The sequence below is a fragment of the Candidatus Accumulibacter propinquus genome (genome assembly GCF_056856495.1).
The window spans coordinates 1,980,210-1,999,683 of the sequence record NZ_JBSEHC010000003.1 but is presented as its reverse complement, the minus strand read 5'-3'; the positions used below and the strand labels follow the sequence as shown (position 1 = coordinate 1,999,683).

Genomic DNA, 19,474 nt, shown 5'->3' with positions numbered 1-19,474 from the left:
CGACTGTCTGAGCGCAGCCTGGAAAGCCAGCCGAAGCTCCCGGCAGATCCTGCGTGCCGCGCAGTGCACCGCAGCTCAGGCGTCCCCGACCGGCCGGCGACCGGCCAGCGCGAGCCAGCCGCGAATGACCCGATAGGCAACCCACAGACCGAGCATCACGATCAGCAACCAGGCAAAGGGAATACCGATGATGGTGACGATCAGCAGGCCGTAGACCAGCAGCCACAGGAAGGTGAACCAGAAGGTGCGGATCTGCCAGCGGTAGTGACTGTCGAGCCAGGTTCCCCGCACCTCGCCGCGCTTGAGGTAATTGAGAACGACGGCCAGCAGCGAGGGCACGCCAAAAACAAAGGCCCCGGCAACCGTGGCGGCACCGGTAACCCCGACGATCACCGCCAGGGCATGCAAGCCGTAAATGACGTGGCACCAGGCGCGCGCGCCATCCAGTTCGACGCCGGAGTCTGACTCGTTGCTCACTTCAACCTCCCTGTTTGCAGACCATGCGAAAAAATATCGCCACGACCGATAGCGGCCATCCAGACACACTGCGGGCAAGGCTCGCCGCTCACCAGTCCAAATCCTTCCACAGATCGTCGACGCGTGCTTTCACCGCGGCGTCCATGACAATCGGCGTGCCCCACTCGCGACTGGTTTCGCCAGGCCACTTGTTGGTGGCGTCGAGACCCATCTTGCTGCCGAGACCGGCGACCGGGCTGGCAAAGTCGAGGTAGTCGATCGGCGTGTTTTCGGCGATCAACACGTCTCTTGCCGCATCGACGCGCGTGCTGATCGCCCAGATCACTTCCTTCCATTCGCGGATGTCGACGTCGTCGTCAACGACGATGATCAACTTGGTGTACATGAACTGGCGCAGGAAACTCCAGATCCCGAACATCACGCGCTTGGCGTGTCCCGGGTACTGCTTTCTGATGCTGACCGTCGCCAGACGGTACGAACAGCCTTCCGGGGGCAGGTAGAAGTCGACGATCTCGGGAAACTGTTTCTGGAGCAGCGGCACGAAGACTTCGTTGAGCGCCACGCCGAGCATCGCCGGCTCGTCCGGCGGCTTGCCGGTGTAGGTGCTGTGGTAGATCGGGTTGCGGCGCATGCTGATACGCTCGATAGTGAACACCGGGAAGCGCGCCTGCTCGTTATAGTAGCCGGTATGGTCGCCGTACGGTCCTTCGAGCGCACTCTCCTGCGGATCGATGAAACCCTCGAGAACGATCTCGGCTGAAGCCGGCACCTGCAGATCAGAGCCCAGACACTTCACGACCTCGGTCTTGCCGCCACGCAGCAACCCGGCAAACTGATATTCAGAAAGGCTGTCGGGCACCGGCGTCACCGCCGCGAGCATCGTCGCCGGGTCGGCCCCCAGCGCCACCGCCACCGGGAAGGCCTGGTCCGGCGTATGCAGACAGTGGTCACGAAAATCGAGTGCGCCACCGCGATGCGCGAGCCAGCGCATGATCACCTTGTTCGGGCCGATGACCTGCTGACGGTAGATACCGAGGTTCTGGCGATTCTTGTGCGGTCCGCGCGTCACCGTCAGTCCCCAGGTAATCAGCGGCGCCACATCGCCCGGCCAGCAAAGCTGGATCGGCAGGCGCGACAGATCGACCGCGTGCCCCTCCCAGACCACCTCCTGACACGGTGCCGACGAGCGCAGGCGGGGCGCCATGTTGAGCACCTGCCTGAGCACCGGCAGCTTGTCCCAGGCGTCCTTGAGTCCCTTCGGCGGCTCCGGCTCCTTGAGGTAGGCGAGCAGCTTGCCGACCTCGCGCAGCGCCACCACCGACTCCTGCCCCATACCCAGCGCCACCCTCCGCGGCGTGCCGAAGAGATTGGCCAGTACCGGCATGGTGTGGCCCTTGGGATTCTCGAACAGCAACGCCGGCCCACCGGCACGCAGCACGCGATCACAGATCTCGGTCATTTCGAGCTGCGGATCGACGCCAATGCCGATGCGCTTGAGTTCGCCGAGGCTTTCCAGTTGTACGATGAAATCGCGCAGATCGTGATATTTCATCGGCTAGCGCACACGATACGAAGGTGGCGTGCCCGTCAACAGCGCCGGCAAAACGAATAAGCACCTCTTCATCCGTTGATTCCTCGGGTGACCAGAAAGTCGGCGGCGATGCCGGCAAAAATGCTGGCCCCCAGCCAGTTGTTGTGCCGAAAAGCCTGGAAGCAGCGCTGCGGATCGCGGTCACGGATCAGCGTGTAATGGTAGCCGGCCATGCCGGCCGCAATCATCAGGCCGCCGTAGAAGCACGCGCCGAGGCCGAGCCCATGGCCAACAAAGCCAATCAGCACGAGGGTCAGCGCGTAGCACAGCATCACCGCCGCGACGTCGGCACTGCCGAAGGTGATCGCCGATGTCCTGATGCCGATCCGCAGGTCATCGCTGCGGTCGACCATTGCGTATTCGGTGTCGTAAGCGATCGCCCAGAAGACATTCGCCAGCAGCAGCCAGCCCGCGTCGGCAGGGACCCTGCCGAGTTGCGCAGCATAGGCCATGGGAATTCCGAAGCCGAAGGCCACGCCCAGATAAGCCTGCGGTATCGCCAGGAAGCGCTTGGTAAACGGATAACTGACAGCGAGAAACAGCGCTGCCGCACAAAGCGCCGCCAGCAACCAGCTACGCAAGGGCAGGACCAACAGAAAGGCGCTGGCCACCAGGACGGCGAAGAGCATCAGAGCCTCTCTTGCCGATACCTTGCCCGCAGCCAGCGGACGGTCACGCGTCCGTGATACGTGCAGATCGAAATCGCGGTCGGCAAGGTCGTTGATCACGCAACCGGCGGAGCGCATCAGCACCGTCCCCAGGACGAAGATCCACACCACCAGCCAGTCCGGCCGGCCCAGCGCCGACAGCCACAAACCCCACAGCGTCGGCCAGAGCAGCAGCAGGATGCCGATCGGCTTGTCGAGACGCATCAGCCTTTCGTACAGGCCAATCCTTTCGCGTAGTAGTTCACGTGTCATCCGCATGGCCGACATTCTAACGCCTCTCCTTCGGCTGGCGTCTGGTCGCTCCCGGGAGAGCCGCTGCGGTCGCTACTTCCACTCGCCCCGGAGACCGGCGACGACCTCCTGCAGATGTTCGGGGGTCGCCGCCGCGGGAACGATCGCCGTGCCGACCACCAGCGCAATCCTCGAGAACATGCCGCGACGCAATGGCTTGCTCATCGCCGGGCCATCCTTGCGACTGAAGAAGCTGCCCCACAGGCCCTGCAGTGCCATCGGAATCACCGGCACCGGTGTGCGCCCGACAATACGTTGCACTCCTGGCCGGAACGGATACAGCTCGCCGGTATCGGTAATCTTGCCTTCCGGAAAAATCGCCACCAGCTCGCCAGCCTCAAGCGCACTCGCCACGGCCTCGAAGGCCGCCTCCATCATCGCCGCGTCGTCCCTGGCCGGGGCGATCGGGATGGCGTGCATGTGCCGGAAGACAAAGTTTATCAGCGGTGTGCGATAGATACGGTAGTCCATCACGAAGCGGATCGGTCTCCGACTTGCGGCGGCGATGACGATCGGGTCGACGAAGCTGACGTGGTTGCAGACCAGCACCGCTGCCCCCTCTTCCGGGATGTTTGTCAGCCCCTTCTGCTGCAGACGATAGACGGAATGCACCAACAGCCAGGCTATGAAGCGCAGCATGAACTCCGGTACCAGGCTGTAGATGTAGATCGCCACCACGGCGTTGCACAGCGCGGCGATGCCGAACAGGACCGGAATTGAAATGCCGTTGCCGAGCATGCCGGCGGCGGCCAGCGAGCCGCAGACCATGAACAGTGCATTGAGAATGTTGTTCGCTGCAATGATGCGTGCCCGCTGCTCGGGCGCGCTGCGCAGCTGAATCAGGGCATACAGCGGAACGATGAAGAAGCCCCCGAACAGCCCGAGTGCAAACAGATCGAAAAGGACACGCCAGGTCGCGTGCAGCGCAAGCAGGCCAGCCAGGGGCAGTGGTGCGCCGGCGGGCAGCAGCGCGGGCGAAGCGAACGCCAGATCGATGCCGAACAGTGTCAAGCCGATCGAACCGAATGGCACCAGACCGATTTCCACGTGCCCGGCCGACAAGCGCTCGCAGAGCAGCGAACCGAGACCGATGCCGATGGTGAACACGGCCAGCAACAGCGTCACCGAGGTCTCGCTGCCACCCAGCACATTCTTCGCATAAGCCGGGAATTGCGCCAGGAACAATGCGCCGTAGAGCCAGAACCAGGAGATCCCGAGAATCGACAGAAACACCGTCCGGTTCTCGCGCGCGAAGCCGATGTTGCGCCACGTCTCGGAGAGTGGGTTGAGGCTGACCACCAGTCCAGGAACCGGTGCCGGTGCTGCCGGGATACCGCGGCTGCACAGATAGCCGAGGGCTGCAATCACCAGCCCGGCATACGCCACCCAGCTCGGATGCCCGGCAGCACCGGCCAGCAGACCGCCTGCCAGTGTACCGATCAGGATCGCGACGAAGGTGCCGGCTTCGACCAGCGCGTTGCCGCCAACCAGTTCGTTTTCGCGTAACTGCTGCGGCAGGATCGCGTACTTGACCGGCCCGAACAGGGTTGAATGCAGACCAAGCAAAAACAGCGCTGCGAGCAGCACCTCGAGACTGTGCATCGAGAAGCCGAGCCAGGCCACGCCCATGATCACGATTTCCAGCAGTTTCACCAGCCGCGCCAGCTTCGCCTTGTCGTACTTGTCGGCCAACTGGCCGGCGGTAGCCGAAAACAGAAAGAAGGGCAGAATGAAGATTCCCGCTGCCAGGTTGGTCAGCACCTCGGGGGTCAGGGTCGTCCAACTGGCGGCCTGAAAGGTCAGCAGCACGATCAGGGCGTTCTTGAACAGGTTGTCGTTGAACGCGCCGAGAAACTGCGTTCCGAAAAAAGGCGCAAAGCGGCGGGTGCTGAGCAGACCAAACTGGGAACTCATGCCGTCTTCCTAAAGTGAGTGACAAGGCAGGCCGCGCATGCTGGATAGCCTGGCGGCACGTAGCGATACGCCAGGATTCCGGCTGCGGGTGCGAATTCTAGCGTCAAAGCGTCAAGGTGGGTGTCCCCAGATTTCAGCGGGCCCATCTCCCGAACAAATATTTGTTGACTATTTTATTCGTGTTTTGCTAGATTGCGGTTGTCCCAAGGGGGAGTAGCTCGCAACCGCGGCGTCGTCAGGACGGAAAGCCTCAATGTACGAGGTTCCCGGCGCCCGGGTGGTTATCGCCAGGTAACCATGAGCAAGACCTTTGCCGCGATGGCAAAAGGTCCCCTGGTCGGAACACCGCAATCAGAATCATGGCCCTCAGTCCTCGCTGGACAAAGGGCCGTTTTTTCTTGTGCCACCAGCACGAGGAGAACGGGAAACTTGATCTGATCGGGAGTATCTGTTCATGGAAACCATTGGTACCACAGGGATGTGGGCGAGTTTCTTCGCCATCGTCCTCGTCATGCTGGCCATCGACCTGCTTTGGGTCGGCGGCGGCAAGGAACATCGCGTCAGCCTCAGGGAAGCGGCCACCTGGTCCGCCATCTGGGTCGGGGTTTCGTTTGCTTTCGCTGGCGGCCTGTGGTGGACTCTCGACGGCGCCTTCGGCCGCGAGGTCGCCAATGCCAGGGCACTCGAGTTCGTCGCCGGCTACCTGATCGAGAAATCGCTGGCCATCGACAATGTCTTCGTCTGGCTGATGTTGTTCAGCTTCTTTGCCGTTCCGCTCGAACTGCAGAAACGCGTGCTGATCTTCGGCGTGCTCGGCGCGATCATCCTGCGCACGATCATGATCTTCGCCGGCGTCTGGCTGATCGCCAGATTCGACTGGATCCTCTACGTGTTTGGCGCCTTCCTGCTGGTCACCGGCATCAAGATGTGGTGGGTCGCCGATGAAAAACCCGATCTGGACAACAACCCGCTGATCAGGTGGCTCCGAAACCACCTGCGATTGAGCAGCGCGCTCGAAGGCGAGCGCTTCTTCGTCATGCGTCAGACCAACGGAAAATGGGTTCGCTACGCCACACCACTGTTCCTGGTCCTGATCCTGGTCGAGATTTCCGACCTGATCTTTGCGGTTGACTCGATTCCGGCGATCTTCGCGATCACCACCGACCCCTTCATCGTACTGACCTCTAACGTCTTCGCGATTCTCGGCCTGCGGGCGATGTACTTCCTGCTCGCCGACATGGCCGACCGCTTCTCGCTGCTCAAATACGGCCTGGCGCTGGTCCTGGTCTTCGTCGGCAGCAAGATGCTGCTGCTCGATGTCATCAAGATCCCGGTCGTGGTCTCGCTGGCGGTCATCGCTCTGATCGTCACCACGGCGGTCGTGCTGTCGCTGCGCAAGAACCGGCGTACGCCCCGCGTCGTGCCGGCAAACGAAAGTCCGTGAGCATCATCCGCCGCAACGGCAGGCAGGGAAAACCAGCGCCGGCACCGGGCGCTGGGGATCCTGTGGCGCGTCGCTTGTGCAGCCATGCCGATAGTGGCATGGCTGCCTGCAGACTCATGCCATCTCCCTTTCGAAAAAAGCGCGCGTTTCGAAGATCGCGGGGGCAAAGTGGAGCCCTCGCGAAGAAAGGTGTCGCTTGAGCACGAAATCAAAGAGCAAGGGATTGTGCTGTCGAATGGTTTCGAGCACCGCCACTGCCGATTGCGGCAGCATGCCGCGGGCGGCAAAGTCCGCGGGCAGAATCAGGGGCACGATGCCCGGCAAGGGATAGTCGGAGCCGTTGAGCAAGCGCGAATGCCATTCGCTGCGTTCAATCAGCAAACGCAACATCTCGACGCTGCGGTTCCGCTGCGTGAGTGCCGAAATGTCGGCGAACAGCAGCTTTTCGTAGCGTGCTTCGCCCATCATGCGGGCGAAGAGATCGAAGCAGGCCACGCGCGGGCCATTCGCCCCGCGATCCAGGTCGACGGCACTGCCCAACGAGGCACAATGGGCAACCACCACCCGCAGCCCGTGTTCGAGGGCCCGCCGCAGCAACAGGGGATTGCCGAGATCCTCCTGATCACCACCATGCACCGCTTTTTCCTCGCCGGCGTGGCTGATCAGCGGTAGCCCGTGCCTGGCCAGGGCCGCGTAGAAGCGATCGCAGCGTGCTGAAGAGGGATCGATACCCATCGCCGGCGGCAGCCACTTTACCGCCCGCGCACCACCCTCAACGGCCAGGGCCAGGGCTTCGACGCAATCCTCGCGATAGGGATGGATCGACGCCGCCCACCAGAAATAGCGGGGATGGCGTCGAGCCACGGCCTGGGCATAGGCGTTCGGCGTGTAGAAGGAACTGCGTTCGGGGTCTGGTCGACCGGCGGCGGTGTGGAATCGGTCGAAGGCGAAGAGCAGCAACCGGGCGCCCGGTTCCAAGCCGTCGACGAGGTTCTGCAGGCGCTCGACGTAGCTGTCGTCGATCCGCCCCGGTGCATCATGAACACAGCCGGCGTTCAGATAGAACAGACGCTGCGCATACTGCATCGGATGGAAAAGGCTCTCCATGTCGGGATTCACCTCAATGCCGCTGCCCGAATCACCCGTGCCCACCAAATGCACGTGACAATCCAGGAACTGCGAGGAGTCGACCCCAGCCCAGGCCGAACGGATCAGGTGATCGACCGCCGGATCTGACGGCAGTTGCGCCTGACAATTGTTGAACAGCGCCCGCGAGCGCTGCGCCGCCAATCCCGCCAATCCCGCCAGGGCCGCGCCGCCGATGCCGCAGGCCGCCCACAGGAAACAACGGCGCTGGTTCATCCCGTCTCTCGCTTCATGAATTGCTCTCGTCCATCCGGCGATATGCCCGCAAAGCCCTGGCGGCGAGTGTAGTGGTATCGACGTCCGCGTCAAGCAAAACCCGATTCGCCGTAATAGGCATCACTGCACAATCCCTTTATAGTTCGCAGGTCGGGACCAGGTCGTTGACACCTGCTGCGCCGGCAAGGGAGCGAACAATGAATGACGCGGAAATCGCCGCCGGCAACCAGCCTGACTATCGAACAGAAGCAACCAGAGCCATGCTCGAAGCCGGCGAACGGCTGACGCGGACCGGCAGTTGGCAATGGGACGTCGAAAGCGATGCTTTCTGCTGTTCGCCGGGCTGGCTTCACATCCACGGATGCCATGTGCCACCCCGCTCGATGAGCGAATTCGAGCAGGTCATGCATCCCGACGACGTCGCTGCCGTTCGCGAAACCTTGCAGGCCGTGCTGGCCGGCAAATCGCCGTCGCCATTCGAGCACCGCATCATTCGCCGTGGCGAGGTACGGGTCGTGCGTGCCCACGCCCAGCTCCTGCCGCGTGCCGACTGCGCAGCGAGGCAGGTGATCGGTGCGATACAGGACATCACCGGAGGTGCTGAGGCCGCCCACCCTCATCGGGTGGCGACGGTCGGGTCGGCGGACCAGGCGATTGCCAGCCCAGCCGCCGATCGCATCGCCGAGATTTCCGCGAGCAGGCTTCAGGAACGCATCCTGTCGGCTCGTCTGGGCCTGATGCAACGCGCGACGACCTGCTCGCTGGAGGAATTGCTGGTCGCCACGCTCGACGAAGTGTGCGCGCTGACCGGCAGCAGCCTCGGCTTCTACCACTTTCTGGGAGCTGATCAGCAGACGCTGACGCTGCAGGCGTGGTCCACGCAGACGTCCCGAGATTATTGCCGGGCCGAGGGTCAGGGCCGGCATTACGATGTCGGCGAGGCCGGCGTGTGGGTGGAATGCATCCGCCTGCGCTGCCCGGTAATGCACAACGACTATGCCGCGCTGCCCCACAGGCGCGGTTTGCCGCAGGGGCACGCCACGCTGCTGCGCGAACTGGTGGTCCCGATCTTCCGCAACGGACTGATCGTCGCCATCCTGGGTGTCGGCAACAAGGCCGAACCCTACGGCGACGAGGACCTGACGACCGTCAGCCAGCTTGCCGATCTCGCCTGGGACATCGCCGCCGCCAAGCAAGCCGACTGCCAGATCCGGGAAAGCCAGGAGCGCCTGAGCGGCATCGTCGACGCCGCCCTCGATGCGATTGTGACGGTAGACGAAGCGTACCGGATCGTGTTGTTCAACGCCGCCGCCGAAAAGATGTTCCAGTGTGCGGCCGCGGAAACTCTCGGAAAATCTCTGGACCGATTCATTCCGGAGCGCTTCCGCACAATACATCGGCGACAGGTTGTGGACTTCGCATCGACACCTGTTGTATCACGCCCGATGGGGAAGACCCGCCAGGTTTGCGGGGTGCGAGCCGGGGGAGAGGAGTTCCCGATCGAAGCGTCGATTTCCCAGGTGCAAGTGCGCGGGCAGCGGCTATTCACGGTCGCGCTGCGCGACATCACCGAGCGTCAGCAAGCCCAGGAGGCCTTGCAGAAAGGCCAGGCATTCAATGTCGCGGTGATCGATTCGCTAAGCGCACACGTTGCGGTTCTCGACCGTGAGGGGAAAATCACCGCGGTCAACCGGGCGTGGAGGCAGTTCGCGGCAGACAACGGCGGCACCACCTTGGCCGCGCACCCAACCGGTATCGATTACCGCCAAGCCTGTCTGTCCGCCACCGGGCCAAGCGCGGTGGAAGCACTGGCGGCGTGGCAGGGCATCGAAGCGGTGCTCGCGGGACACTTGCCGCTTTTCGAGATGGAGTACACCTGCCATTCGCCCGACGAGGAGATCTGGTTCCGGATGAAAGTCCAGCCTCTGCAGGGAGATTGCGGTGGCGTCGTGGTCACCCATGAAGACGTCACCCGCAGCCGGCGCCTGGCCAACTCGCTGCGTTCGGAGAGCCAGCGCCTCGCCAACATCATCGAAGGCACCAACGTTGGCACCTGGGAATGGAACGTGCAAACCGGTGAAGCCACCGTCAACGAACGTTGGGCGGGAATCATCGGCTATACGCTGGCCGAAATCTCGCCGGTCAGCATTGCCACTTGGAGACGCTTCGCCCATCCGGACGATCTGGAAAGATCCAACGACCTCGCCGAACGGCATTTTGCCGGCGCACTGACTCACTACGACAGCGAATGCCGAATGCGTCACAAACACGGCCACTGGGTGTGGGTCCGCGATCGCGGCAAGGTCATGGACTGGACCGCCGAAGGAAAGCCGCTGCACATGTTCGGTACCCACCTCGATGTTACCAGCGAGAAGCTTGCCGAGCAGGCCTTGCTCGAAGCGATCGAGTTCAACAAGCAGATCATTGCCGGGGCTCAGGAAGGCATCGTGGTGTATGACCACGGCCTGCGCTGCCAGGTCTGGAATCCCTATCTGGAAAACCTCACGGGCTTACCGGCGCAACAGGTGATTGGTTCGCATCCCCTCGAACTCTTCCCGTTCCTGCGCGAAACCGGCTCGATCGCTCGCCTCGAAAAAGCGCTCACGGGCAAACTGCCGGGTAGCACCGAGTTCCCGTTTGCGGTCAGCCAGACAGGTCGCACGGGCTGGGTGTCCGGGTGCGCAGCACCGCTGCACGACACCCATGGGCAGATCATTGGCGTCATTGCCACCGTACGCGACATTACCGAAACCAAACGTGCTGCAGAAGCGCTACGGGAGATGAACGAAACCCTGGAGGCACGTGTCGACGAACGTACACGGCAATTGGCCATCGCCACGCAGATCGCCGAATCGGCCAACCGGGCGAAGAGTTTCTTCCTGGCCAACATGAGTCACGAGATCCGTACGCCGATGACCGCCATCCTTGGCCTCGCCGAACTGCTGAACCTGGACGGCGTCACGACCAGGCAGGCCGAGCGCCTGAAGAAAATGAACCACGCCGCCAGGCATCTGCTGGGCATCATCGACGACGTGCTTGACCTGTCCAAAATCGAAGCCGGCAAGCTGGTTCTCGAAGAAGCGGCTTGCGATGTGGCGAGCATCGTAGACAGCGTCGTCGAAATCACGACTGATCGCGCCCGCCAGAAGCAGATCGCCCTGCTCACCGACTGCGAGAGCATCCCGGGCCAGCTACGCGGCGACCCGATACGCATCCGGCAGGCCTTGCTCAACTACGTCAGCAACGCCATCCGGTTCACCGAGCGAGGCAGCGTCACCGTCCGCGTCCGCTGCCAGGAATCCAGCGGCGACCACCTCCTGCTGCGCTTCGAGGTTCAGGACACAGGCATTGGCATCGCCGCCGACACCATTGGGCGGCTTTTCCAGAGCTTCGAACAGGCCGACAACTCGATGACCAGAGAATACGGCGGCACCGGCCTGGGGCTGGCCATCGTCAAGCAGATCGCGCAGATGATGGACGGCCGCGCCGGTGTCGAGAGCTGCGAAGGTACTGGCAGTACCTTCTGGTTTACGGCACGGCTGCGCCGGCTGATCGAAACCAGTGCCGATCTGGCCGGGAACAGCGATACAGTGCCAGCCGTGACGGTAGAGGCAGTGGAGGAGCGCATGCGCCAAGAGAAACGCATCCTGCTCGTCGACGACGAGCGTATCAACCGGGAAGTCATTCTGGCGATCCTCGAAACCATCGGTATGAAGGCCGACTGCGCGGCCAATGGTGAGGAAGCGGTCGAACTGGCGGGCAGCTTGTCTTACGACCTGATCCTGATGGATCTGCAGATGCCCAGAATGGACGGGCTGGAAGCGACACGCAGGATTCGCCGTTTGCCGATCAACGCGCAGGTGCCGGTCCTGGCACTGACCGGCAACGTAAGCACCGACGTCAAGGGTCTCTGCCTGGCCGCCGGCATGAACGACTTCATTGCCAAGCCGTTTACGGTCGATGTGCTGCTTGCAGTAGTTGACCACTGGCTGCTCCCAGGGACGGACTGATCTGGACAGTGGTCAATGTTTCGCCTTTCCGGAGCGATGGCAAACCCGCAACTCGGCGTCCGCTCGAACGCCCGCGGCGACGCCAAACGGTTACGGGATCTCGAAATCGTCGGCATCGGTTACCAATCCGGCCGCCGCAAAGAAGTCGGGGCCAAGGGAGGAGGCGGCGGGATTCCTGCAGGACAGGTTGGCGATGGTCTTGCCGGCGTGTATCACGGCAACACCGGACCTCTCGCCGCTGCCCTTGATCAAGGCATCGTACACCACGTAGGCGTACTGGCTACGCCGGAACCGAACATACGCCCCGCCCCCACCGGCAAACGTCAGCGTCCGCACCCGGACATCCGTTTCAGGGCGGGCGGTGATCTCCGGAAACATCAGGCTGGGTTGGCCGAGCGGCCCAAAGCGATATTGCAGGTAGCCGCTACGGGCCGACAGGTCTTGCGAAGCGCAGACCGAAACCACGCCTTTCCCCGTGTCACAGGAAAAGATCCTGGCCTCGTGCGATGAACAGTGGCTGCCCACCCCCAGCGCGATTGCCGGCCAACACGTCGCGGCGTAGAGAATGGCTCGAGCCATCGTCATGGCACGGACAACGGCGCCCTAGAAAAGTGCATCGCCAATCTTGAACGCAGCGCTGAATTCCGCCAAGCCATGACTCCCGCCATTGACCAGCCTCCGGGCTTGTGCCAGATCGCCTTCATGCAGTGCTGCCCTGATGCGGCTTTCCTTGCTCTTCAGGAAGCTCGCGAGGAGTCTCGCGGCAATCGCCGGGTCATTGGCCAACTCCGGATGGCTGACCAGTTGATCGCCAATTCCTATCGCTGCACCGTGCGTCTGATAGTTTGCCCGCCCGGTCAGCTGGATGAAGCCTCGACCCTTGTAGCTGTCACCGTCCGGTGCACCTCGGTTACCCAGATCCTTGCGGGAATCGTAGAGATTGAAAGGATGCCCGCCTGGCGAGGTGTTGAATTTCGACCTGAATTCGCTGATCGGTTGAAAACTGGCAGTCTCGGCGCGAATGGTCGCCAGCGCCATCAAGACCATGTCCTTGTCGGCCAGTCCGACCTCGTCAAGCGCCTTCAGGACATGCGGCAAATTGACTTTGATATGGTCCAGAGGCGTCAACGGGAACATCTTCGAGACTTTGCCGACCGTGATTTCTGAAAGATCGAAAGGCGCATCGGTTTCACCCGCGGCGACCTCCAGGCCCAAGGCCTGCTGTGTCTTCGGCCCGGCGACGCCATCCGCCCGCAAGCCCTCGCTTTTCTGAAAAGCAAGAATGGCGGCTTCGGTCCCGGGGCCGAATTGCCCATCGACACGCCCTGGATCGAAACCGTGTCGCTTCAGTGCATCCTGAAGGCGCTCCACTTCAGGGCCGGACATCCCTTCCTTCAAAATAGTCATCACACGCTCCCATCATCGCCAAACGGTTTCGAACACCGCCAACAGCTACTGCGACGGCCCTAAACCATGCTACGCCCTAACTTTTCGCAGGACAAGGGGCCATTGCCCGGGCAATCCGGTCGACAAACACAATGATCACCCGGCTTCAGGTGGTGAAGCGTGCGAGTTGCGCCTGCAGCGCCGCCGCCAGACGCTGCAGCCTGCCCGCCCGTTCGCTGTTCTGGGTCGCGCGCCCGCTGCTGCCGTCTGCCATCCGGGCAATGCGCTCGACCAGGCGTGCGATCTCCTGGCTGGTGCCGCTCTGTTGATGGGTACTTGCGGCGATGCTCTGGACGGTCGCTACCGCCTGCCGGGCAGACACGTCGATCCTCGGCCAAGGCTTGGCCTGCCTCGCGTGCGAGTTCTACGCTGCCGGTCATGCGTGTACGCAGCGTCTGTATGCGCGCGACAGCATGCGCCGTCTCATCGACGATCGACTGTACCGTGGTGGCGATTTCGCGGGTCGACAGGGCCGTCCGCTCGGCCAACTTGCGAACCTCATCCGCCACGACCGCGAAACCTCGCCCCTGCTCGCCTGCACGTGCCGCCTCTATCGCCGCGTTGAGCGCCAGCAGGTTGGTCTGCTCGGCAATCTCCCGGATCACGCCAACGACGCTGGAAATCTGCTGCGAGCGCTCACCGAGGGACTGGATCAGAGCCGCCGACTCCTTGATGTCGTCAGCGACCTCTTCCAGGTCTCTGACCGCCGTATCAACGACGCCACGCCCCGATTCGGTCAGCGACTTGGCTTCCTCCGAAATGCGCGTGGCCTGTCTGGCGTTTTCCGCCACTTCGGTGATGCTCACCGACATTTCCTCGACCGAGGCCGCAATCGCCGCCGCCGACTCGGATTGCTGCGCCGCCCCCTGCATCGCCGTACTGGCCGTGCTTGACAACTCGTCGGCCGAGTTGCCCAGTTCCCGCGACGTGCTCGCGACGCCGTCGACCAGAGTGCGCATGCTGTCCACCATGGCGTTGAAAGCGCTACCAATCTGGTGAACCTCGTTCCGGCTATCCGGCGCGGCATGCTGAGCAGCGGCGCGCAGATCGCCCTTGCCGAGGCGATCGACAGCCTCGGCAAGGGTAGCCAGACCGGTCAGTCGCTGACGAACGAGCAGCAGAATCAGTGCGGCCAGCAAGATGGCGGCACCGCTGCCGGCGCCAATCACCACGTTCCGTAAACGTTTGCTGCCTTCCAGGAGGCGATCATTGCCGTTAACTATCTCATCGCCGATCCTGACCACCGGCAGATCGACTTCCCCAGTGCGCATCGTGCCTTGTCCAGGAAGCGGCTCTCCACCCGCGTACTTGACAAAGAAGCTCGACTGGCGCTCGCCACGTGCCTTGACACCCTCGAACAGGGAGTCGAGCATGCCGACCATGATCTTGCTTTCCTGTTCAAGGCTGTGCTCGGTTTCCGCCACCAGAGCCTTGCTCGAAAAATGCTGGACGATCCAGACCAGCACCGCGAAGATCACGACCAGCGCGCCCACCATCAGCAGGGTGAGTTGGCGGCCGATGGGCTGATGCTCGAACTGGGTAGTCATCTGTCTCCCTCGCAAGGTATTTCGGTGGTCAATCCAGGCCTCACGAACAGCACACGAGTCATAGTTCGAGCTCGGCAATCAGCGGAGCGTGGTCCGAACAGCGAGCCCAGGCAAGGCCTTTCGGAACGTGCATGTCGAGCACCCGAAAACCGCGCACATAGATGCGGTCGAGCGTCAGCCACGGGGCAAAACTCGGGAAGGTACGCGCCACTCCGGCCTGCGTATCGCTGACGGTGCGCCACGGCAGCAGCCAGTCGAGGACCCCGCGGTCGGGCGTCGCCGACGTGGCGGCCACGGCGACTTCATCGACGCCGAGCCGGTCGCGCAGCAGACCGTCGACTCGTTGCTGCCAGTCGTTGAAGTCGCCGGCAATGATCAGAGGAGACTTGGCCGGCACTTCGCGCTGTACGAAGTCGGCAAGAAAAATGGCCTGACGAAGGCGACTGCGCTTGATCAGGCCGAGATGCACGCAAATCAGGTGCACGTCCCGGCCCTTGCCACGGCCGAAGCGCGTCACCGCGTGCAGCAGACCCCGCTTTTCCAGCAGATGGTCGGAGATGTCGTGATTCGTGAAGTCCACAATGCGGTGGCGCGAGAGAATCGCGTTGCCATGGTGTCCATGCGGATAGACGGCGTTCATGCCGTAGGCGCGGTGCGCGTAGGCACCCGTGGCAAGGAAGTCCAGTTGCGTACCGGATATCGGGTAGCCGGGCTGCGATGCCAGCCGCTCGTTGCGGTCCTGCACTTCCTGCAGGAAGACGATGTCGGCGTCGATCGCATCCAGCGCCAGGCGGACATCGTGAATACGCGGCCGTCCCCGGATACCGGTGACGCCCTTGTGAATGTTATAAGTCGCGACCCTGAGCCTCATCGCCGCACCCGACACGCACCGGCCTGATCGCGGCTCACGGCAAACGCTCGAAATAGCGATCCAGCAAGGCTGGATCGTCAAAATGGCGCCGCCCGACAAAAGCCGTCGCCTGTCGCCCCCATTGCCGCATCTGGCCCGCGCTGCGTATCCCCATTGGCCAGAAGAAAAACCGCTCCAGCCGCTCGCTGCCGGCGACCAGACCGTCAGGCATGAACGCGCTGCGTGTTCCGCCGCCCGGCAGCGGCAGCGCACGTAGCTGGTGCTCATCGCGCAGTGCCAGGACGACCCCGTCATCGCGACGCGCAGACTCGATCCCGGCCCGCTGCAGATAGTGCGTAAACGCCGCCAGTTTGAGCACCACACGCTGGTGTGGTGCCGGCGCACGCAAGGCTTGTGGAATGAAGAGCCCTTCCTCGATGGTCTCGGGTTGCGGCCGCGCGTGCACGTGCTCGGTGGGAATGAACAGGTGGTAGCAACCGCAGGGATGGATGGTGTCGTAGATCAGGGGACTTCCGTTCTCGGCCAGGGTGACCCGCCAAACGACGCCGTCGAGACGGCCGGCGAGCACATCGTAGGCTCCGAGCGCTGGGCGCGCCGGTAGCCAGACAGTGTATATCAGTTGCAGCAGCCAGTGGCCGTCCAGTTGCGCATGGCTGCTGCGGACGTACAGCACGGGTTGCTCGCGGGCAATGCCGATCTGTAGATGTCCTGTCTGGTCGCTCTGCCAGGTGACGGCCCCAGGGCGATCGTCGTCGCTGGCGGTTTCAATCTCGAATCGGGGCGCATGGCGTACAATCAGGCGCGCCAATTCGGAAGGCGACATCAGGGGCAGCCCCGGTGCTGCGGGTTCATTGAGCATCGGCACGCCGTCCGGCGATTCTGCCGGGATGTAGCGGAGACGACGATGCGCGACCGGGTCGGTGACGGCGTGCGTGGCGAAATCCGCCAGCGTGTCGCGCTGCCAGTTCCGTATTCCGGCAGCGAAGGCATGCCGCGTCAGCGGATACAGGCCGAGCGCACGCATGCTGTTCGAGTAGTCGTCGGGCACCCTGGCAGCGTCGATCAGCATGGGTAGATCGTGGCGATCGGCTAACGCCAGTTGCTGCCGACAGGTGGTCAGTGCAGTTGCCAGCGCACCGTCGACACCCGCGTTACCCAGTTCAAAACGACGCGCGGCATCATCCAGCGCCGCCAGCGCTTCCCTCCACGCCAACGTCTGCTCGACTTCGCCAGCTGCGGTTGGAGCCAGCCTCGCCAGAACGCGATCAACCCGCAAGTAGGGAAAACCCGGCACACGTGGCTCCTGCGCATCACGCGTGCCGATCGTATCGATCAATGCGTCACTGGCCTGAAACCGCCGAGCACATTCACCCAGCGCGTCTTCACGCTGCAGCGTCTGGGTGACCGGAGCGTGCGCATAGGGGTCGACGCTGGCGCAACCGGGCAACACGCAGCATGCCACCACCAGGCCCAGTGAAAGTCTCATCCGGCATCCTCCCCAACCGCGAGCCACGCCTGACGTCGTGCGATCTCGCGCAGCATCGCCTCGAACTGCTCGCGCATCGTGCGCCGGATCGCGCTGACGCCAAAAAGTCGCCTCCCCACTGGCGGCAGTGGCGCTGCCAGTTCGAACTGTGCATCGTAGTCGAGGCGCACGCTCGAACGCTTTGGCGAAGGTAAGGGCGTCAGCGTGTTGCGGCCGCTGAAGCTGCGCAGCGTTGACTCACCGGCGGCAACACTTCCGGACTCCAGTCGTGACCAGAGTTACGCAGCCTTCAGTTTTTGCAGTGCGCGGTTAACGGCGCGATCGAACATCGGTTCCGGCGGCATGAGGATCGCTTCACCGCGCTCGATCTGGAGCGCCAGGGCATTCGGGGTCACCGATATCGCACGCGGCGACTGCGAGGTAGTGAATAGCAGAATGCCTCGCTGCGGGCTAATCCACGATAGGCGATAACGCAAGGGTCCGGATTCCGGATTCGCAAATTCGACCCAATCGCCACGCTGCAGGCTTCCCACCAGCGACAGTACGTCTGCCCTGTCTCGCGAAGGGGGTAGTTCATTGGCCCCGGCCAGTGAAATTCGTTCGATCTGCGTTTCGCCGCGCACGACCTGCTCGCGGGCAAGGCTGACCGGCACGGGCTCTGCCACCGGCAACACCGGCCGTGGAGTGACGATTGGCGGTGCCGTACCCCGCAGGACCGCGGCATGCACACTGAAGAGCGCATCGATCAGGGCCAGGCGGCGATCATCTGCCATCTCCAGGCGGCCAAGCCCGTTGCAGATGCGGCGAACCAGGGTCGGCAAGCGGGCCGCCAGCCGCTTCCGGCTTGGCACATCCGACGGGATGTCGACGCTCGCCACCAGTTCACTGACCGTGTCCATGGCTGCCTCCCAGGCGGCATTGTCACCGTCCATAGAGTGCCGAACGAGGAGTTTGCGCCATTCGTTGTCCAGCAGATCAGTCACCGCCGATGGCAGTGGCATCGCCAGCCAGCCGACGAGGGCGTGATCGGCTGCCGCAGCCGCGAGTTCGTAGCGCTCCTGTTCGGCAACCAGTGGCGCCGCGTTGACGGCGTGGGCATCGGCTGCAGCCTCCTGGCTTTCAAGGAATGCCTCCAGTTCGATGCACAGCGTATCGAACAATTCGGTATCCTGACTGAACTCGTTCTGCAGCCGTTCGACGATTTCCGCGACCCGCGCGTACAAGGGATTATCGTGACCCGCTTGCGGGCCGCAACGCACCGCCGCTCGCGAAATCCCGTCCAGCAGGCGCCGCGCCGGATGCGACTTGCTCGAAAAGAAAGTCTTGTCCAACATGGCGACCTTCAGCACCGGAATCTGCATGCGCGCAACCAGGGCCTTGATCGGGTCGGCGACAGAAGCGTCGTCGAAGATGAAGTCAAAGAGGGTGGCAACGATATCCACGGTGACGGAATGCAGATAGTCGAGGTTCTGGCCTGCGTCACTGCTATGGAACTGCCGCAAGACGTTGTCCATCAATGCCGCGGCCGTTTGCACCGGCACCGCCCTCTGCAGGGTATCCAGAGAGGCCATGACCTGCTCCATGGCAACGGCCATGCCGGCGGGCGACGCACCGCCCATGGACACGCCGGTGGAAGGGCCACAGCCAGCGCCAGCGCCGCCCGTCCCTGCGGACACTTGCTGCGGGCGCACGAGTTCCTGCAGCAAAGCAAAGAGGTCGGCAGATTCGGCAGGCTTGCCGGGGTCAGTCGCGTTGCGCGGTTGGTTTGGTGACGGGGAGCAGGTTCGGGAAAGCTGTGGCAGCACACCACGGCCAATCAAGAAAGCATTCAAATCGTCAATGGTCGGGCCAAAGACATCGACGGCGTGGCGCTCCATGAGTTGCAGGATTTCCAGCTTCGCCTTGCCGACCAACCCGGCATCCTCGAATGCACCGCCCAGCGATTCGGCGATGAGATGTTCTATGGGCAGGCTGCCTTCCGGTTCTCCAGACAAGAACGCCAGCCGGCGCCCAATGGCAAACAGCCCCTCGTCACACTGACTACGAAGGCTGCCAGCGATGGCCTTGACGACCAGTTCCTCGTCCATGGCGCCAAAGTCAACCAATTGCAGTTCTTGTGGAGGGCTGCTGGCAGCACCACGTCTGCCCTTGTTCGAAGCACGGCATGCCTGCGTGAAGAGTGCTGACCACTTGGCGAGCAAAGCGCCTTCGAGCTGCGGCGCTTTGGCGTGAATCGCTTCTCCCGTGTGGTAGAACAGGACCCTTTGCGCGCGTCCGCAAGCGACGTCACCTTTGCTGAGCAGTTCCTCCTCGACTCGGGGCAGCACCGACCTGAAGGCGTCACGGAGCTTGCACCCCATGAGATCC

14 protein-coding genes are annotated in these 19,474 nt (G+C 62.9%); 2 read left to right on the top strand and 12 right to left on the bottom strand.

What is annotated here, in order from left to right; genetic code table 11:
- Positions 1 to 75: 75 nt before the first annotated feature.
- From AC15MQ_RS14990 to AC15MQ_RS14975, 4 genes are all read right to left on the bottom strand, one after another.
- The gene (locus tag AC15MQ_RS14990; protein ID WP_287651854.1) at positions 76 to 477 is read right to left on the bottom strand and encodes a DUF4870 family protein; all 402 of its coding nucleotides are present in this window, start codon (positions 475 to 477) and stop codon (positions 76 to 78) included.
- Between the two features lie 88 nt (positions 478 to 565).
- Positions 566 to 2,029, bottom strand: coding sequence for a 4-hydroxy-3-polyprenylbenzoate decarboxylase (ubiD, locus tag AC15MQ_RS14985; RefSeq protein WP_350495518.1), 1,464 nt, complete (start codon positions 2,027 to 2,029; stop codon positions 566 to 568).
- A 68-nt stretch (positions 2,030 to 2,097) separates the two neighbouring features.
- Positions 2,098 to 3,003 (bottom strand): 4-hydroxybenzoate octaprenyltransferase, encoded by a 906-nt coding sequence (ubiA, locus tag AC15MQ_RS14980; RefSeq protein ID WP_287669637.1) that lies wholly within the window; start codon positions 3,001 to 3,003, stop codon positions 2,098 to 2,100.
- Between the two features lie 57 nt (positions 3,004 to 3,060).
- The gene (locus AC15MQ_RS14975; RefSeq protein WP_483080509.1) at positions 3,061 to 4,941 is read right to left on the bottom strand and encodes an MFS transporter; all 1,881 of its coding nucleotides are present in this window, start codon (positions 4,939 to 4,941) and stop codon (positions 3,061 to 3,063) included.
- 454 nt (positions 4,942 to 5,395) lie between these two features.
- On the opposite strand from AC15MQ_RS14975, the gene AC15MQ_RS14970 reads away from it, so the two are divergent.
- Entirely contained in the window at positions 5,396 to 6,385 is a 990-nt protein-coding gene (locus AC15MQ_RS14970; protein WP_287669639.1) for a TerC family protein, read from the top strand.
- A 114-nt stretch (positions 6,386 to 6,499) separates the two neighbouring features.
- On the opposite strand, the gene AC15MQ_RS14965 is transcribed toward AC15MQ_RS14970, so the two are convergent.
- Positions 6,500 to 7,747 carry an amidohydrolase family protein gene (locus AC15MQ_RS14965; protein WP_483080508.1) on the bottom strand — a complete coding sequence of 416 codons (1,248 nt, stop codon included), beginning with the start codon at positions 7,745 to 7,747 and terminating at the stop codon, positions 6,500 to 6,502.
- A 197-nt stretch (positions 7,748 to 7,944) separates the two neighbouring features.
- On the opposite strand from AC15MQ_RS14965, the gene AC15MQ_RS14960 reads away from it, so the two are divergent.
- Positions 7,945 to 11,757, top strand: a complete 3,813-nt coding sequence (locus AC15MQ_RS14960; RefSeq protein ID WP_483080507.1) for a PAS domain S-box protein — start codon at positions 7,945 to 7,947, stop codon at positions 11,755 to 11,757.
- 90 nt (positions 11,758 to 11,847) lie between these two features.
- Here AC15MQ_RS14960 and AC15MQ_RS14955 read toward each other — a convergent pair whose 3' ends face one another.
- The 7 genes from AC15MQ_RS14955 to AC15MQ_RS14925 form a co-directional block, all read right to left on the bottom strand.
- Positions 11,848 to 12,336 carry a hypothetical protein gene (locus AC15MQ_RS14955; protein ID WP_332336493.1) on the bottom strand — a complete coding sequence of 163 codons (489 nt, stop codon included), beginning with the start codon at positions 12,334 to 12,336 and terminating at the stop codon, positions 11,848 to 11,850.
- A 24-nt stretch (positions 12,337 to 12,360) separates the two neighbouring features.
- Complete coding sequence (locus AC15MQ_RS14950) at positions 12,361 to 13,164, bottom strand: peptidoglycan-binding protein (protein WP_287651862.1); 804 nt, start codon at positions 13,162 to 13,164, stop codon at positions 12,361 to 12,363.
- Positions 13,165 to 13,223: 59 nt separating this feature from the next.
- Entirely contained in the window at positions 13,224 to 14,750 is a 1,527-nt protein-coding gene (locus AC15MQ_RS14945) for a methyl-accepting chemotaxis protein (protein ID WP_483080506.1), read from the bottom strand.
- Positions 14,751 to 14,808: 58 nt separating this feature from the next.
- The gene (locus AC15MQ_RS14940) at positions 14,809 to 15,621 is read right to left on the bottom strand and encodes an endonuclease/exonuclease/phosphatase family protein (RefSeq protein ID WP_287651864.1); all 813 of its coding nucleotides are present in this window, start codon (positions 15,619 to 15,621) and stop codon (positions 14,809 to 14,811) included.
- Positions 15,622 to 15,655: 34 nt separating this feature from the next.
- On the bottom strand, positions 15,656 to 17,107 hold the full coding sequence (locus tag AC15MQ_RS14935) for a hypothetical protein (RefSeq protein WP_483080505.1): 1,452 nt from the start codon (positions 17,105 to 17,107) through the stop codon (positions 15,656 to 15,658).
- Positions 17,104 to 17,277 carry a hypothetical protein gene (locus tag AC15MQ_RS14930; protein WP_332336496.1) on the bottom strand — a complete coding sequence of 58 codons (174 nt, stop codon included), beginning with the start codon at positions 17,275 to 17,277 and terminating at the stop codon, positions 17,104 to 17,106. The genes AC15MQ_RS14935 and AC15MQ_RS14930 overlap by 4 nt, the downstream gene beginning before the upstream one ends.
- A 108-nt stretch (positions 17,278 to 17,385) precedes the next feature.
- Positions 17,386 to 19,467, bottom strand: a complete 2,082-nt coding sequence (locus AC15MQ_RS14925) for a DUF1631 family protein (RefSeq protein WP_332336497.1) — start codon at positions 19,465 to 19,467, stop codon at positions 17,386 to 17,388.
- Positions 19,468 to 19,474: the final 7 nt, after the last annotated feature.

What these genes read in the sequence shown, in the direction of transcription:
- ubiA (WP_287669637.1), bottom strand. Translation starts at nt 3,003, where the DNA reads ATGTCGGCCATGCGGATGACACGTGAACTACTACGCGAAAGGATTGGC.
- AC15MQ_RS14950 (WP_287651862.1), bottom strand. Translation starts at nt 13,164, where the DNA reads ATGACTATTTTGAAGGAAGGGATGTCCGGCCCTGAAGTGGAGCGCCTT.
- AC15MQ_RS14965 (WP_483080508.1), bottom strand. Translation starts at nt 7,747, where the DNA reads ATGAACCAGCGCCGTTGTTTCCTGTGGGCGGCCTGCGGCATCGGCGGC.
- AC15MQ_RS14945 (WP_483080506.1), bottom strand. Translation starts at nt 14,750, where the DNA reads ATGACTACCCAGTTCGAGCATCAGCCCATCGGCCGCCAACTCACCCTG.
- ubiD (WP_350495518.1), bottom strand. Translation starts at nt 2,029, where the DNA reads ATGAAATATCACGATCTGCGCGATTTCATCGTACAACTGGAAAGCCTC.
- AC15MQ_RS14975 (WP_483080509.1), bottom strand. Translation starts at nt 4,941, where the DNA reads ATGAGTTCCCAGTTTGGTCTGCTCAGCACCCGCCGCTTTGCGCCTTTT.
- AC15MQ_RS14970 (WP_287669639.1), top strand. Translation starts at nt 5,396, where the DNA reads ATGGAAACCATTGGTACCACAGGGATGTGGGCGAGTTTCTTCGCCATC.
- AC15MQ_RS14960 (WP_483080507.1), top strand. Translation starts at nt 7,945, where the DNA reads ATGAATGACGCGGAAATCGCCGCCGGCAACCAGCCTGACTATCGAACA.
- AC15MQ_RS14940 (WP_287651864.1), bottom strand. Translation starts at nt 15,621, where the DNA reads ATGAGGCTCAGGGTCGCGACTTATAACATTCACAAGGGCGTCACCGGT.
- AC15MQ_RS14955 (WP_332336493.1), bottom strand. Translation starts at nt 12,336, where the DNA reads ATGGCTCGAGCCATTCTCTACGCCGCGACGTGTTGGCCGGCAATCGCG.
- AC15MQ_RS14935 (WP_483080505.1), bottom strand. Translation starts at nt 17,107, where the DNA reads ATGAGACTTTCACTGGGCCTGGTGGTGGCATGCTGCGTGTTGCCCGGT.
- AC15MQ_RS14925 (WP_332336497.1), bottom strand. Translation starts at nt 19,467, where the DNA reads ATGGGGTGCAAGCTCCGTGACGCCTTCAGGTCGGTGCTGCCCCGAGTC.